Origin of the sequence: Pseudomonas sp. SWI36 (assembly GCF_002948105.1) — a bacterium.
In the GTDB taxonomy this organism is placed as follows: Bacteria; Pseudomonadota; Gammaproteobacteria; order Pseudomonadales; family Pseudomonadaceae; genus Aquipseudomonas; species Aquipseudomonas alloputida.
The window spans coordinates 4731857-4745620 of sequence record NZ_CP026675.1 but is presented as its reverse complement, the minus strand read 5'-3'; the positions used below and the strand labels follow the sequence as shown (position 1 = coordinate 4745620).

Here is a 13764-nt window from a genome sequence, read left to right as displayed (position 1 = left end):
TGGGTTGCATTCAGTTCAAGCGGCTGCGATGACATTGGCTTGCCGGGCCGGTTTCTGGCCGACGAACAAGGCCACGATCAGCGCGCCGACAATGCCCAGCACGGCAGCCAGGCCAAAGCCGCTGCTGTAGGTGCCAGTGGACTGGATGATGAAGCCGGTCACGGTCGGCGCAACGATACCGGACAGGTTGGCCAGGCCATGCATGAAGCCGCCGGCAGTACCTACCTGATGGTCCGGCACGGCGTCCTGGATCAGCGACCAGTAGGCGGGCGCGGTCAGCATCAGGAAGCCGATGGCCACGGTCATCACCACCACGGTGCTGGTCACGCTCTGTACCTGGCCGGTCAGGCCGATGCATACCGCAGCCACCAGCAGGCAGCTGACCAGCACCACCTTGCGCGAAAACAGTTGCTTGCCGGTGCGCTTGTACACCCAGTCGATCAGCAGCCCGCCACAGATGAAGCCGACGGTACCCACCAGCCACGGCAGTGCGGTGACGATGCTCATGGCCTTGAGGTCGATGCCCTTGGCCTCGATCAGGTAGCTGGGGAACCAGGTCATGAAGAAGTACAGGATGTAGTTGTAGCAGAACAGCGAAACGCCAGTGACCAGTACCGAGCGCTGCAGGATGATCTGCAGCACCGGGGTGCGCGGGGCGTCTGCGACGGCAGTGACCGGGGCTTCACGGCCCTCGTTGATCAGCGCCAGCTCTTCGGCCGACACCTGCGGGTGCTCCTTGGGCGTCGAGGCCGCCAGGCGGTACCAGGCGATGGCCCACAGCACGCCGATCACCGCGATCACCACGAAGGCCACGCGCCAGCCCAGCCACAGGGCAAGAAAACCCACGATCGGGCCGGCCAGGGCGCCGCCCAGCGGGCCGCCAGCCTGGTTGATGCCGATGGCGCGGGCGCGCTCCTTGATCGGGAACCAGCTGTTGACGGTCTTGTTGGCGGTGGTCGACACCGGGCCTTCGCCGACGCCGAACAGCGCGCGCACGATCAGCAGCGACCAGAAGTTGAAGGCCAGCGCGGTGGAGCCGCACAGCAGCGACCAGAAGCTCATCGACCAGGTCAGCACACGCTTGGGCCCGAAGCGGTCGGCCAGGTAACCACCGACGAAACAGAACAGCGCATAGCCAAAGAAGAAGCTGCTGAAGATCATGCCCTTCTCGGCGGGCGTGAGGTGGTACTCCTGGGTAATGAACGGCATGGCGATCGACAGGGCAGCGCGATCGACATAATTGATGATCATGGCCAGGAACAACATGGTCAGGATCGTCCAGCGGTAGTTGTTTTTCTTGTTCATGTACGACTCCGCCCGGCACCTGTGATGCCGGATCTTTTTTGTTATAACGCCTGGCCCCGCAGAGGGCCAGGTGCCTCTGGGGTCAATCAGACGCTGTAGTCCACTGCCACCCACTCGAAGTACTGCTTGAGGTCGGCGACCAGGGCCTGGTGCGCCGGGTGTGGCAGGTAACGCTGTACCGCGTCGGCGTCGTCGAAGCTGGACTCGAGGATGTAGTCCCAGCAGATCGGCCGATCCAGTTCGTTGGCCGCGACGCGCCAGTCGCGGATGAAGTCGATTTCTGCAGTCAGGTCGCGCATCCGCGCCACCAGCACCGCTTCCCGTTCAGGCTGCGCTTCGACGCCCGGCAGGCGGCGGAACAGCACGATATGTCGCATCATCGCCCTGCCCTCCTCAGCCCAGTGCCCAGTCCGGTGCGTCCTGCAATGCCACCGGGCGCAGGAAGCGCTCGATGGCGGCAAAACCGACCGAAGTGGACTGTGGCGCGGTGGACGACGGCCATGGCCCGCCATGCTGCTGGGCGTGGCACACGGCAACGCCGGTCGGCACACCGCTGAACAGCACGCGCCCGGACACTCGCTGGGCGGCGCGCAGCAACTGGCGGTTGTCGGCGCTGTCGGCGTCCAGGCCCCACAGGGTAGTGGTCAGGGTGCCGCCGATGGCGTCCAGCACCTCGGCCGCCTGGGCCACGGAATGCGCAGTAACGATCAGCGCCGCCGGGCCGAACATTTCTTCACGCAGGTGAGCGTTGGCAATGAACGATGCGGCATCGGTGGCGAACAGCCGTGGCGCCGGGCCAGCGCCATCGGCCTGCGGGGCGAACACTGCTGCGGCGTTAGCAGCTACCGTGGCAGCTGCCGCCTCGAAGCCTTGCTGCATGCCCGGGGTGAGCATACGGTGCGTGGCAATCGGCGCAATGACCTCGGCCAGCTGGGCGACGAAACGCTGACTGTGGGGTGAGTCGAGCAGCACGATCACGCCGGGGCTGGTGCAGAACTGGCCGCAGCCGAGGGTGATCGAGCCAGCCAAGGTCTTGGCCAAGGCTTCGCTGTCTTTTTCCAGCACAGCCGGCAAAGCCACCAGCGGGTTGATCGAACCCAGCTCGCCGAAGAACGGCACTGGGCGTTCGCGGTCATTAGCGGCCTGCCACAAGGCTTTGCCACCTTGATAGGAGCCAGTGAAGGCCACGGCAGCGATTGACGGGTGCTGGACCAGGTAGGTGCCGGCGGCACGATTGGGCGCTTCGGCCAGGGTCAGCAGGCCTGTCGGCAGACCCTGGGCGCGGACCACGCCAGCGGCCAAGGCAAACACAGCGCGGGACAGCTCCGGGTGACCGGAGTGCGGCTTGATCACCACCGGGCAACCGGCGGCCAAGGCCGAGGCGGTATCGCCGCCCAGTACCGAGAAAGCGAATGGGAAGTTGCTGGCCGAGAACATCGCCACCGGGCCCAGCGGGCGCTGCACGCGGGTCAGGCGTGGACGGCCGGCAGGTGGAGCACCGGCAATGGCGTGATCATCGACCTGACGGTACGGCACACCGGCTTCCACTTCGCTGGCGAAGCCACGCAGCTGGAAGGCGGTGCGGGCCACTTCGCCGTTCAGGCGGGCTTCGCCGAGGCCGCTTTCGCGGTCGGCGATGACGACCAGTTCGGCTTGCTGCTGTTCCAGGGCATCGGCCAGGCCACGCAGCAGGGTGGCGCGCTGGGTGGCACTGGAATCGACCCAGAAGTCGGCGGCGGCGGCCGCTTGGGCGACGACTGCGTCGATGGCAGCGAAATTCGGGTTTTGCGGGGTGGTCATGGGGCACTCCTTCAAAAATTGCGGTGCGGCCATTCGCGGGGCAAGCCCGCTCCTACAGGTACAGCGCGGCCCTTGTGGGAGCGGGCTTGCCCCGCGAAGAGGCCAGTGGCCTTAACGCGCCTTCGGCTCCAGGTGATACCCCCGGCCGACATAGTCGAAGTCGACCAGCTCGTTGATCACCACGTCCTTCTCGGCCGGCGAGGCGTAATAGGCGCGGATCTCCTTGATCAATCCGCTCTGCTCGTCGAACACGTACCACTCGTCACCGCGCAAGGCCGTGCCCAGCTTGCTCTTCCAGTGGGTCCACTCGATCACCGCTTCGTTGCTGTCGTGGCTGACCAGGATCTTCTCGATGGTCCACTGCGACCCCAAGTTCTCCACGCACCAGACCCACTTGCGGGCGATGGTGTCGGCAGTGCGCCACGGGATTTCCGGCAATCCCGAGGGGAAGTAGTGCACCGCGTCCGGGGTGAAGCAGGACACCAGCTTGTCGTAGTCGCCTTCGTTGCAGGCGTCGAAGTAGCGACGGATCAGTTGTGCATGCTTGTGCTCGGCCATGACTCAGCCCTCCTCGCGGTCGATGATCGAAGGGATGGCCGGGCGGCCGGCGGCGACCCAGGCGTGGTAGTCGGACACCGACGCCGGGCTTGGCGGGTACACGCCCCACAGCGCTTCGCCGGCGGCAATGCGCATGGCCAGGTAGCCTTCGATGTCGTCCTGCACGCTGCACACTTCGGCCAGTTCCTCGGCCAGGTGCGCCGGGACCACGGTCAGGCCATCGGCATCGCCGACGATGATGTCGCCCGGGTACACGGCAACGCCGGCGCAACCGATCGGCACCTGCAGGTCAGCCACATGGTGGTAGGAAATACGCGTGGTCGCGGTGATCTCACGGGCATAGGCCGGCAGGCGCATGGCGGCGATCTCGCTGCCGTCGCGCAGTGCGCCGTCGGTGACGATGGCCTTGGCGCCACGGGCCAGCAGGCGGGTCACCAGGATGTTGCCTGCCGACGCGGCAGCCGGGTCGTTGCGGCTGTCGATCACCAGCACGTCGCCCGGCTGGATCTGCTCCACACCCACCCATTGCAGGTTGTCATCGTTGGGCTTGGTGGTCATGGTCGAATAGGTGTCGATGTCTTCACGGGCGGGAATGAAGCGCATGGTGAAGGCACGCCCGGCGAATGGCTTGGCATCGGGGCACATGGCGCGCAGGCCGACCAGGGCTGGCTGACGGAAGCCGCGCTTGAACAGCTGGGTGGTCAGCGAGCCGCTGCTGCAGGTGGCGAGCTTGGCCAGTACTTCGTCGCTGACGACGACCTGTTTACCGGAAACGCTCTCATGGGCATCGGCGTAGTTGTGGATGACGGACATTGTTGTAGGTTCTCCTCGCGGGTTCATCCGATGGGCGGCCAGGGCAAATTCCCAACATATGAAACATGCGTTCACTGCAAGCCCTGTTGAGGCCGATTCTATGGCGGAAAACTGGGAGGAAAAGGGGCAGAATCGGTACTCAGGCAGTCGAGTTCCAACAGGTGGGAAACAAACAATGAAAACAGGTGAAGGCACCGCCGCACTGGAAAAGGCCCTGGACGTGCTCCAGGCCATTGGCGCAACCGCCACCGGCATCAGCCAGGCCGAGCTGGCCGAGCAGGTGCCGCTGCCGCGCACCACCCTGTACCGCATCATCGCCACGCTGGTGGAGCGCGGCATGATCCGCCGCGACCCGACGCGCAAGGTCTATCGCCTGGGCTTCAACTACCTGGAGATGGTCCGTAACGCCTACCTGGAACCGGACCTGGTGGCTGCCGCCAGCGCCGAGCTGCGTGCCCTGCGCGACCTCACCGGCGAAACCTCCTACCTGGCAGTGCTCGATGGCAATCAAGTGCTGTCGCTGGAGCGTTGCGAAGGCGCCCACACACAGCGCTCGGCCGCCAGCCTTGGCCAAGGCAAGCCGGTGTACTGCACCGGCCAGGGCAAGGCGATCCTCTCCGCCCTCTCCCCTTCGGCCCGCGACGAAATCCTCAAGGGCCTGGTGCTGACGCCACTGACACCGCTGACCATCACCGACCGCCGCCGTCTGCTGGCCGAATTGCAGATTACCCAAGTGCGTGGCTACGCCCTCGACGACGAGGAAATTCGCCTGGGCATCCGCTGCGTCGCCGCGCCGATCGTCGACAAGCAGGGCCTGGTGCGCGGGGCACTGAGCGTGGCCGGACCCGCCTACCGCCTGACACTGGAGCGGCTGACCCTGCTCGGCCCGGAACTGGCTGACGCGGCGCGCCGGGTCGGTGAGCAGCTGCGCCCGGACGCCACCCCACGCGCTGCCGGCGAGCTCAGCGTGCTGCCCGGCCCTTGGGCGTTTCACGGCGCGTTCCCGCGCTGGCACGCGGGCCAGCGCGTGCTGTACTGGGCCGACACCCTGGCGCCGGCCATCCATTGCTGGGACGGCCAGTCCAGTCGCTTGTTGACTCGCCTCGACCTGCCGATACGCGGCATGGAGCTGCACCCCGACGGCCTACTGGTGGCCCAGGCCGGGGGCTGGTCATTGATCGACTGGCAAGGCAACGAGCATCCCCGCCAGGACCTGCTCGGCAGCCGCCTGCTGGCATTGGCCACACACCCGTCCGGCAATTTGTGGGCGTGCGCCAAAAGTGGCAATGGTTGCTTGATCGGCGAACTCAGCGCCGAGGGCGAGCTGCGCCATGGCTGGTCACTGCCGGAGCCGGTCAGTGCCTTTCGCTGGGATGCCAAGGGCAGCGCGGTTTATGCCTTGGCACCTGAGGCCGGGGACATCCTGTTGCTGCAACCGGGCAGCAGCAGCGTGCGCCGGCTGGCTTCACTGCCCCGTGGTGGCGGCAGCCTGGGCGGGCTCGCGCTGGATGGCAAAGGGGGGTGTGGACCACACAACTGGAAGGCTGGAGCCTGGCGCGCTTCGATGCCGAGGGCAACCTGGACCGTATGATCGGGTTGCCGGTGCCGAGCCCGACCGACCTGTGCTTTGGCGGGGAGGAAGGCACCACCCTGTTCATTACCAGTGCCCGCCACGCACTTCAGCTGGAAACCTTGGCCAGTGCGCCGAACTCGGGATGCCTGATGCAAATGCAGACTTGAATGGGTATGCCCGGTAACTCCACCCGTTCGTGATGTCACCAGAGCAATAGCCGAGTAAAACGTATCAGAACTTGACCTGATAACTGACGATCAACCGATTCTCGTCGGCATCATCGGTAAATGTGGCGCGGCTCACGGCATTGCGCCAGCGCAGCGACAGGTGACGTAACGGCCCGCTCTGTACGGTGTAGATCAGGTCAGTATCGCGCTCCCATTCATGGCCGTCATCGCCAGCGGCCCTCAAACTCGCCACCTTGGGCTCGCTGATGATCTGTGGGGCAACCTCATGACCAAGGTTGTAGTGCACGCTGAAACTCAGGCAAGGCATACCCAATGTCGCGAAGTCGTAGTCATAACGGGTGTGCCAGACCTTTTCGCTGGCTGGGCGAAATTGCTTGCCACCAACTGACCGAAAATGTAGGTGTCGCTGGCGTTAAGGTAGATGAAAGGAGTATCGCCGACCGACTGCTGGTAACCCGGCGATCTGATACCAGTTTTGCCAAGCAACTTGTTGTCCATTTCAAGTAAGCTGTCGGCTTTCGAGCTGCCACGGACAACTCCTGCTTTGAAGGTTGTGATGGCTTTGCATAAGCGGTTAGAAAAAATTGCCAGTTCAAGAAGGACTGACGTAACCCGCAGAGCATCGACCTAGGCCAAAGATGCCCACCAAAAAAAATAGGCAACAATGAAAGATAAATAAGAGAAAAACCCAAGCAGAGCTTGGGCTAAAAGGTCACCCAAGATAAGTGACAGGGCGACCAAATAATTACAATAGACACCACTTCACGCAATCACTAATGATTGACCGCAAAGGTCTTACCTTCATGCTCCATTAGCAAACCCTGCATTTCCGAAAACTTATTCTCCGAGCTTGGCTCTCGCTTGAGAAGTGAAACCAATATCATTACCACGAATGCAAGAGGCACACAAACAATGGCCGGGCTATTCAAAGGATAGAACCACCAGACACCATCAAGCACTGAACGATCAAGTTTCATCAGGGCAACTTGAACAGCCGGTGATACAAATATCAACAGCATTGATGAAACACAACCTACAACCATCCCAGAAACAGCTCCAGCCGTAGTAAGGCGGCTCCAGAACAACGTGAGCATCAGGAGTGGAAAGTTTGTCGCAGCAATAATCGCTTGGGATAAACCAATCAGGAAAGCTACGTTGATGCTTTCAAACATCAATGCAAGCAGTGTTGCGATAGAGGCAACAATCACCGCGCCGATCCGCGCCACAGACAACGAAGCCTCCCCTCCTTGCTTGCCAGCATGCACTACGCGTGACCACAAGTCGTGTGCAAAGGTGGTCGCAGACGTGAGAGTCAAACCTGCCACCACTGCAATAACAGTGGCGAACGCCACGCCACAAACGATGCCGAAGAAGGTGTCACCGCCGACATACTTTGCTAGCATTGGCACTGCCATGTTACCGCTGGCCCCTGCTCCCAAGATGGCCTCGCGCCCAAGCAAAGCCAAAGCGCCGAACCCTACGACCAACACCATGAGGTGGAACGAACCAACGATCATCGTGGCGTAGACAGCAGACTTCTTGGCCGACATCGGATCAGGGACTGTGAAGAAGCGCGTCAGAATCTGGGGCATCCCGATAGCGCCGCAGACAAGCGCGATAGCCAGCGAAATCATTTCCCAGCGGCCCACCGGGTCCATATCGCGAGGCACGAGCATGTGTGCCTGTTCGGTTTCCCCAAGCCTCCGAAAGAGTTCGAAGGGACTGTAGTCGAAATGGCTCAGCACGAGCATGGTCAGCACGCACACCGTCAGATGCTGAAGTATCGCCTTGATAATTTGCACCCAGGTCGTTGCCAGCATGCCCCCGAACAGGACGTAGCTCATGGTCAGCAAACCAACAAAGATTACAGAGGCGCTGTAGGGAATTCCGAACAGAACCTTGATCAAGATTCCACCCGCTACCAGCTGCGCGACGAGGTAGAGCAGGGTCATGGGTATGCTGACGAGCACAGCGGCTAGCCTGATCGGTTTTTGCTTCAAACGCCACGCGATGACATCTGTGAGCGTGAACTGGCCTAAGCGTCGTATTGGATCTGCAAGCAACAGCAGGATGAGCGGCCAGGTTACGACAGCCGCCACGGGATACACATAGCTGCTGAATCCCATCGTCGCCAAAAGCCCGGTCATCCCTAGCATAGCACTCGCACTCATGTACTCGCCGGACATGGCCAGGCCATTCTGCCAAGCCTTGATACCACCAGATGCCACAAGGTACTGCCCAGCAGACCGGTTGCGTCGGGAGGCCCAGGCGGTAATGCCTACCGTCACACAGAGAAAGAGCAGGAAGAATGCAATGGAAACCGCTTGGTTAGATTGCATGATGTACCACCTTGCCGACCATAGTGTGATCGGACTTTGTCTTGAGGCTCAAAACAGCCACCGAGATCGCAACGAGGATCACGGAGGGGCCCATTACCAGGCTCAATGGAATATCCGGAAAAACTTCGTACGTCAGTGTTCTTGGAAATGCAACGCAGAGAATTACAAACACCGAATAAAAGGCACTTACGATCAGCGCCATAATCAAATGCATACCACCCTTTTTTTTAGGGCCTACCTGGGTATTCAAGCCATACGGATAGTACAAAGAATCAGACATGACTCCTCCTCTTCCTCGGCCACGCAACGTGGCCAGGAAAATATCATTATGAATAGATGAGAGGAAGCTATTTCGCTGAGTTACAGCGATTCCATCTCACTCGACTCGACGAACGATTGAATAGACTTCAGGCGGGAATCAAACTGCTCTTGCCCTGCTGACGGAGTCGACTGGCCTTCAACAAAGTGGATCGGCTCAAGTGCTACCCGATTCACTTCCAAACGGAAGATATCGAAGCGGTTGTAGTACCCCGCCACGTCGTGCAGTCGCCGCAGCTCAGCGACAGGCGAGTAATTGATCTCAGCGATGCAGAGACCTTCCGTATCACACAAGGTGTCGCCGATGACGTTGCCATCCGGCCCCAGGATCATCGATACGGATTTCGGGGACTTGTCCAAGAGCTCGAGCACCTCATCCCCCATACCCTCAAGCTCTTTGCGCATGGTCGTGTCGTAGTAGCCTGACGCTACGATGTTGAAAACTTTGCCTTCGAATGAGTGAGCAGCTGCCCGGATGCGAATCGCCTGCTCCAGGTCATAACCACCGGCCTCAGACAAAGGCCGCATGACGGCGAGCGGAGGATAGGTAGAGATATGCAGTTGCTCGTTCTGAGCGATCATGGAGTAGCGTGCCAGAGGATTACTGTTCTCTCCGCAGATCAGCATGCCGATTCGACCCACATCCGTATCGGCAACTCGTAGCCCCGCTCCATCGCCATTGGCCCACACGAGTTTTTCGAAGAACGTAGGTACCAGCTTCCGCCGATGTCCGATGATCTCCCCGTCATTGTTGATCAGGACATTGGCGTTCCACATGCAGGTGCTGCTGGCCGAGGCCAGTTCATTGAAGCCCATGGAAACGATGATGCCGTGCTTGCGAGCGGCACGACGCAGCTGCTGGATCTCCGGGCCATCCAGCCTGATCGCCCCTTGGGTAAGTGCTTCAAAGTAGCGATGCGTGTGGATTGGCGCCCCGACGTTAGCCCACACAGGAAAACCAGGGATAAACGTTTCAGGGAAAGCGATCAACTGCACGCCTTTTCGCGCAGCCTCCTCAATGATGGAGCAGGCTTTATCTACGGTCTTTTGAGTATCGTGGTAGATAGGAGCGACATGAGCAGCGGCCACTTTATAGTTTTCATTCGCTTTCATTTTGAGTCGAGCCTCGAACAGCCAGGTTGCTTAGATTGGATTTATTTTCACCTTGCGGTCTCCAATCTAAGCCCAGGTCTATAGGGGCGCTACTAGCATTTAATGATGAAGCGATCACTTTTTACGATGGAATCAGCTAAACGCTCAATGCTGCCTTGAAGGGGGCTTTTCCTTCCTTAATTCACTTAGCGCCATGGCGCCCCAAGCCAGGGCGCAGAAGGCTCAAATGCACTTTAAGCATGCAAAAAAAATTACTCAACCCCAAAGCTTTTCGATGATCATTCATCAGAATTTCGTATGGCTATTGGGCCATTTGGATCACACCGACCACCCACCCGTTTCCTTGAAGCCGGCGAAAAGCGACACAATGGTTTGCCGCACTTTGTCGACCGCGTTGCTCTGAACGCCTGCTTCATGCCAGCAAAGGGACAGCTCACGCACGAAGAGCCGATGGTCAATTTCCCTTAGCGTGATCCGACCAGGTTCCAGGTTATCCTGCGCTGCCGCCCATGGCAGAACAGTAACCCCCAGTTCATTTTTCACCGCCAGCAGCAGCATGTCTGTTGAGTTGACCTCAAACTCCACCTGGCATGCTTGACCAGCCTCCTGAAGAGCGAATTCGACTCTGCTCCGTATGCCATTGGGCGCGCACGGGAGCACCAGAGGTAGCCTGGACAGCGCTTCAATGGAGATGGGTGTGTCAGGAAGTTGAAGCTCTGGCCACGACATCAAGTACAAACGCTCAGTGAGCAGATGTTGTGTGGCGATGCCCCGGGTTTCCACGGCATCGACCATGACTGCCATGGCCACCCTCCCCGTGGTGATGAGACCTTCGATGTCAGCACTGGGAGCGTCGAAGAGCTCAAGCTTGATCCCGGGAAACTTGCTTCGAATCATGCGCGCCAGTGGCATAGCGAGCATGCGTGCGGTGCTGGAGGGCATACCAACACTAACCCTACCTTGCGGGTACTCCGCATCCTGCAAGAGTAACTCTCGAGTGGCGTCAGCCTGCCGTAGCAACTCGATAGCATGCCTGTAGAGCGTCCGTCCTGCTGCAGTCGGCTCGACACCATGAACACTCCTTTCCAGGAGCTTCATGCTCATCTCTTCCTCGAGGTTTCTGATCTGTTGGCTGATCGCGGGCTGAGCAATATGCAGACCTTCGCTAGCTCGGGTGATGTTTCCACACTCGACTACACGGACAAAATAGCGAAGCTGCCGAAGATCCATACTCACCCCCTGCCATACATTTTTATGATCTTTCTAGAGGAATATCATATTTGAAGCCTATGGCAAACGGCTCATAGACTGAGATCACGACCTCCGCACAGGTCTGCCACAAGCAGCGCCCCAAGTTGCCTCATGAGGGTCACCACCCTACTAGGCCGCTACCCAGGCCACCCGCTCGAAGCTGCTTAGCCCTTACTCGTTCCGCTCACATTTGAAGCCTGTGCAGGGTCAACCACCTAATCCCACAAGAATAATGAGGGTAATAACATGCAAGCTTTAAAAGGGATCAAGGTTGTAGATCTCACCCGTGCCTTGTCTGGGCCCTTCAGTGCCATGGCTCTCGCCGATCTCGGGGCTGATGTGGTCAAAGTTGAGCAAGGCCCGAAGGGTGACATGAGCCGTGATTGGGGCCCATTCGATCGCGGTGTCAGCACCTATTACCTCTCCTGCAACCGTAACAAGCGCGGGATCTGCCTGGACTTCCGCACCCCAGAAGGCATGGCCGCCATTCACAAGCTCGTCGACTGCGCCGATGTCCTCCTGGAAAACTTCAAACCCGGCACCGCCGAAGCCATGGGCCTCGATTACGCCACGCTGAGTGCCCGCAATCCACGCCTTGTCATGGGCAGCATCAATGCATTCGGCACTGACGGCCCGATGAGCCATTGGCCTGGTTTTGATCAGATTGCTCAAGGTTACTCAGGCTTGATGAGCCTCACCGGCTATCCGGATGGTGACCCGACTCGGACTGGGACAGCGATCGGCGATCTCTCGTCCGGTATGTGGCTCACCATGGCAGTCTTGGCGGCATTGGTAGAGCGCGAACATACCGGTCGTGGGCAACATGTCAGCACCTCACTCTTGTCGAGCCTGGTTGGCCTACTCAGCGTCCACGGCCAGCGGTACCTGAGCGTTGGTGACATACCACGCCGCACCGGCAATGCCCACTCTGTCATCGCCCCGTATGGCGTCTTCCAAACTCAGGATGGCCCGTTGAACCTGGCTCCTATCACGACTGCGATGTGGGAGCGCCTGTGCGACCTGCTGGACTTGCAAGAACTGCCAAAAGATTCTCGGTTCTTGTCCAACGATGACCGGGTCGCCAATCGCGACGAACTCAAACAGATCCTGGAGTCGCGCCTGAAAACCCGGGGTAAGCGAGAATGGACTGAAGTCTTTATCAATGCCGGTCTGCCGGCAGGCCCAATCAACACGCTGGACGAAGTGTTCGAAGACCCACAGGTGCAGCACTGCAAGCTGACCCGCACGCTCGAACACCCCTCTCTCGGGCCGGTACGCCAGGTGATCACGCCCGTATTTGGCAACAAAGAACCCGAGGTGCACCGTGCTCCACCACTGCTGGGTGAGCACACGATCGAAGTGCTGCGTGAGGCCGGTATTGACCCATCAACCATCGACTCCCTATTGACCTCGAAAGCGGCCTTCCAAGGCTGACCCGCCCTACAACAAATCCAGAGAGTAGTCAGATCATGGCAACGACCGACACCCCAACTGAATTCGTGAAAGTAGAAATGGTGGATGAGCGCATTGCTCGACTCACCTTTAGCAACGCCGCCAGACGTAACGCGCTCAGCGCAAAACTGCTCAGCCTCTTCGAGGAGAGCCTGGCAGCGCTCGCGGCAGAGCGTGTCCCCGTGGTGATCATCGGCAGCGAACCAGGACAAAGTGTTTGGAGTGCTGGCCATGACATCCAGGAGCTCAGCCACGACCGCGACCCGATCGCATACGACAAGCCCCTCGAAAGAGTGCTCCGGAACATCCGCACCTACCCGGGCGTGGTCATTGCGATGGTCGGTGGTTCCGCATGGGGAGGTGCGGTGGATCTCGCGATGACTTGTGACATGGTTATCGCCGATCAGAACGCCAGTTTCTCCATGACACCGGCGAACATCGGCCTCCCCTACAGCACCAGCGGTTTGCTGCGCTTCTTCAACAATCTGCCGATCCACCTGCTCAAAGAAATGTTCTTCACCGCCTCAAAGCTGGACGCCATTCGGGCGGCCCAATTTGGGGTGGTGAACAAGTTGGTCGACGTAGAACACCTGGAGTCGACTGCCGTTGAGTTTGCCCAAGTTGTGGCGACCAAAGCACCTCTGGCGGTGCAATCAGTGAAAGAGCAACTGCGCATGCTTGAGGACATGCAGCCGGTACCGGTTCATGTGATGGAGCGCATTGCCGAGCTGCGCAAGCAAGCCTGCGAAGGCAGAGACTTCACTGAAGGGCTCACCGCGTTCGCAGAGCGCCGGCCTCCTCAGTTCATCGGCCAGTGATTCGATCGAGGGCCTTGCTTGTGAAATACATGAGCGTTTCACCGCAAGGCCCCACCCGCCTCGTATCGCTTCACAAGTGCCACTTTATCCGCCTGCTGCTAAGGGGGAGATTGTTGTGAATGGTACCGCCTTCACGCTCGATGGCGATGGCCAACCGCGACTCGGTAACTATATCCATAGCATCAACGGAGAAACAGGTTCAATCGAATCTTATCAGTGATCTGCTTCACCAAAGA

The 13764-nt window shown here is 59.7% G+C and carries 13 protein-coding genes and 1 pseudogene; 4 read left to right on the top strand and 10 right to left on the bottom strand.

The genetic code is table 11. The annotated features are described in order from the left end of the window. Positions 1–15 precede the first annotated feature (15 nt). From C4Q27_RS22725 to C4Q27_RS22705, 5 genes are all read right to left on the bottom strand, one after another. A complete protein-coding gene (locus tag C4Q27_RS22725; RefSeq protein ID WP_103469150.1) occupies positions 16–1305 on the bottom strand; it encodes an MFS transporter in 1290 nt (429 codons plus the stop codon). 86 nt (positions 1306–1391) lie between these two features. Then, positions 1392–1685, bottom strand: coding sequence for a Dabb family protein (locus tag C4Q27_RS22720; protein ID WP_103469151.1), 294 nt, complete (start codon positions 1683–1685; stop codon positions 1392–1394). Positions 1686–1698: 13 nt separating this feature from the next. Next, the gene (locus tag C4Q27_RS22715; protein ID WP_103469152.1) at positions 1699–3105 is read right to left on the bottom strand and encodes an aldehyde dehydrogenase (NADP(+)); all 1407 of its coding nucleotides are present in this window, start codon (positions 3103–3105) and stop codon (positions 1699–1701) included. A gap of 111 nt (positions 3106–3216) precedes the next feature. Beyond that, the gene (locus tag C4Q27_RS22710) at positions 3217–3663 is read right to left on the bottom strand and encodes a nuclear transport factor 2 family protein (protein ID WP_103469153.1); all 447 of its coding nucleotides are present in this window, start codon (positions 3661–3663) and stop codon (positions 3217–3219) included. Between the two features lie 3 nt (positions 3664–3666). Further along, complete coding sequence (locus tag C4Q27_RS22705) at positions 3667–4476, bottom strand: ribonuclease activity regulator RraA (RefSeq protein WP_103469154.1); 810 nt, start codon at positions 4474–4476, stop codon at positions 3667–3669. A gap of 175 nt (positions 4477–4651) precedes the next feature. On the opposite strand from C4Q27_RS22705, the gene C4Q27_RS22700 reads away from it, so the two are divergent. Continuing rightward, complete coding sequence (locus C4Q27_RS22700) at positions 4652–6067, top strand: IclR family transcriptional regulator C-terminal domain-containing protein (protein WP_256599758.1); 1416 nt, start codon at positions 4652–4654, stop codon at positions 6065–6067. Further along, positions 5998–6216 (top strand): SMP-30/gluconolactonase/LRE family protein, encoded by a 219-nt coding sequence (locus C4Q27_RS29855; protein WP_256599756.1) that lies wholly within the window; start codon positions 5998–6000, stop codon positions 6214–6216. The genes C4Q27_RS22700 and C4Q27_RS29855 overlap by 70 nt, the downstream gene beginning before the upstream one ends. A gap of 64 nt (positions 6217–6280) precedes the next feature. Here the strand turns inward: C4Q27_RS29855 and C4Q27_RS22695 are convergent. The 5 genes and pseudogenes from C4Q27_RS22695 to C4Q27_RS22675 form a co-directional block, all read right to left on the bottom strand. Further along, a pseudogene (locus tag C4Q27_RS22695) lies at positions 6281–6565 on the bottom strand (OprD family outer membrane porin); the annotation flags it as partial. Positions 6566–7010: 445 nt separating this feature from the next. Beyond that, a complete protein-coding gene (locus C4Q27_RS22690) occupies positions 7011–8576 on the bottom strand; it encodes a cation acetate symporter (RefSeq protein ID WP_103469157.1) in 1566 nt (521 codons plus the stop codon). Then, positions 8566–8856 (bottom strand): hypothetical protein, encoded by a 291-nt coding sequence (locus C4Q27_RS22685; RefSeq protein WP_103469158.1) that lies wholly within the window; start codon positions 8854–8856, stop codon positions 8566–8568. The genes C4Q27_RS22690 and C4Q27_RS22685 overlap by 11 nt, the downstream gene beginning before the upstream one ends. An 80-nt stretch (positions 8857–8936) precedes the next feature. Next, the gene (locus C4Q27_RS22680) at positions 8937–10007 is read right to left on the bottom strand and encodes a carbon-nitrogen hydrolase family protein (RefSeq protein WP_103469159.1); all 1071 of its coding nucleotides are present in this window, start codon (positions 10005–10007) and stop codon (positions 8937–8939) included. Positions 10008–10325: 318 nt separating this feature from the next. Then, positions 10326–11237, bottom strand: coding sequence for a LysR family transcriptional regulator (locus C4Q27_RS22675; RefSeq protein WP_103469160.1), 912 nt, complete (start codon positions 11235–11237; stop codon positions 10326–10328). Positions 11238–11504: 267 nt separating this feature from the next. Between C4Q27_RS22675 and C4Q27_RS22670 the strand changes: the two genes are divergently transcribed. Continuing rightward, entirely contained in the window at positions 11505–12692 is a 1188-nt protein-coding gene (locus tag C4Q27_RS22670; RefSeq protein WP_103469161.1) for a CaiB/BaiF CoA-transferase family protein, read from the top strand. 35 nt (positions 12693–12727) lie between these two features. Then, on the top strand, positions 12728–13528 hold the full coding sequence (gene scpB / locus C4Q27_RS22665) for a methylmalonyl-CoA decarboxylase (protein WP_103469162.1): 801 nt from the start codon (positions 12728–12730) through the stop codon (positions 13526–13528). Positions 13529–13764 lie beyond the last annotated feature (236 nt).

Excerpts from the sequence above, each read along its gene's own strand:
- C4Q27_RS22685 (WP_103469158.1), bottom strand. The coding sequence starts at position 8,856 with ATGTCTGATTCTTTGTACTATCCGTATGGCTTGAATACCCAGGTAGGC.
- C4Q27_RS22720 (WP_103469151.1), bottom strand. The coding sequence starts at position 1,685 with ATGATGCGACATATCGTGCTGTTCCGCCGCCTGCCGGGCGTCGAAGCG.
- C4Q27_RS22725 (WP_103469150.1), bottom strand. The coding sequence starts at position 1,305 with ATGAACAAGAAAAACAACTACCGCTGGACGATCCTGACCATGTTGTTC.
- C4Q27_RS22670 (WP_103469161.1), top strand. The coding sequence starts at position 11,505 with ATGCAAGCTTTAAAAGGGATCAAGGTTGTAGATCTCACCCGTGCCTTG.
- C4Q27_RS22710 (WP_103469153.1), bottom strand. The coding sequence starts at position 3,663 with ATGGCCGAGCACAAGCATGCACAACTGATCCGTCGCTACTTCGACGCC.
- C4Q27_RS22705 (WP_103469154.1), bottom strand. The coding sequence starts at position 4,476 with ATGTCCGTCATCCACAACTACGCCGATGCCCATGAGAGCGTTTCCGGT.
- C4Q27_RS22675 (WP_103469160.1), bottom strand. The coding sequence starts at position 11,237 with ATGGATCTTCGGCAGCTTCGCTATTTTGTCCGTGTAGTCGAGTGTGGA.
- scpB (WP_103469162.1), top strand. The coding sequence starts at position 12,728 with ATGGCAACGACCGACACCCCAACTGAATTCGTGAAAGTAGAAATGGTG.
- C4Q27_RS22700 (WP_256599758.1), top strand. The coding sequence starts at position 4,652 with ATGAAAACAGGTGAAGGCACCGCCGCACTGGAAAAGGCCCTGGACGTG.
- C4Q27_RS22680 (WP_103469159.1), bottom strand. The coding sequence starts at position 10,007 with ATGAAAGCGAATGAAAACTATAAAGTGGCCGCTGCTCATGTCGCTCCT.
- C4Q27_RS22690 (WP_103469157.1), bottom strand. The coding sequence starts at position 8,576 with ATGCAATCTAACCAAGCGGTTTCCATTGCATTCTTCCTGCTCTTTCTC.
- C4Q27_RS22715 (WP_103469152.1), bottom strand. The coding sequence starts at position 3,105 with ATGACCACCCCGCAAAACCCGAATTTCGCTGCCATCGACGCAGTCGTC.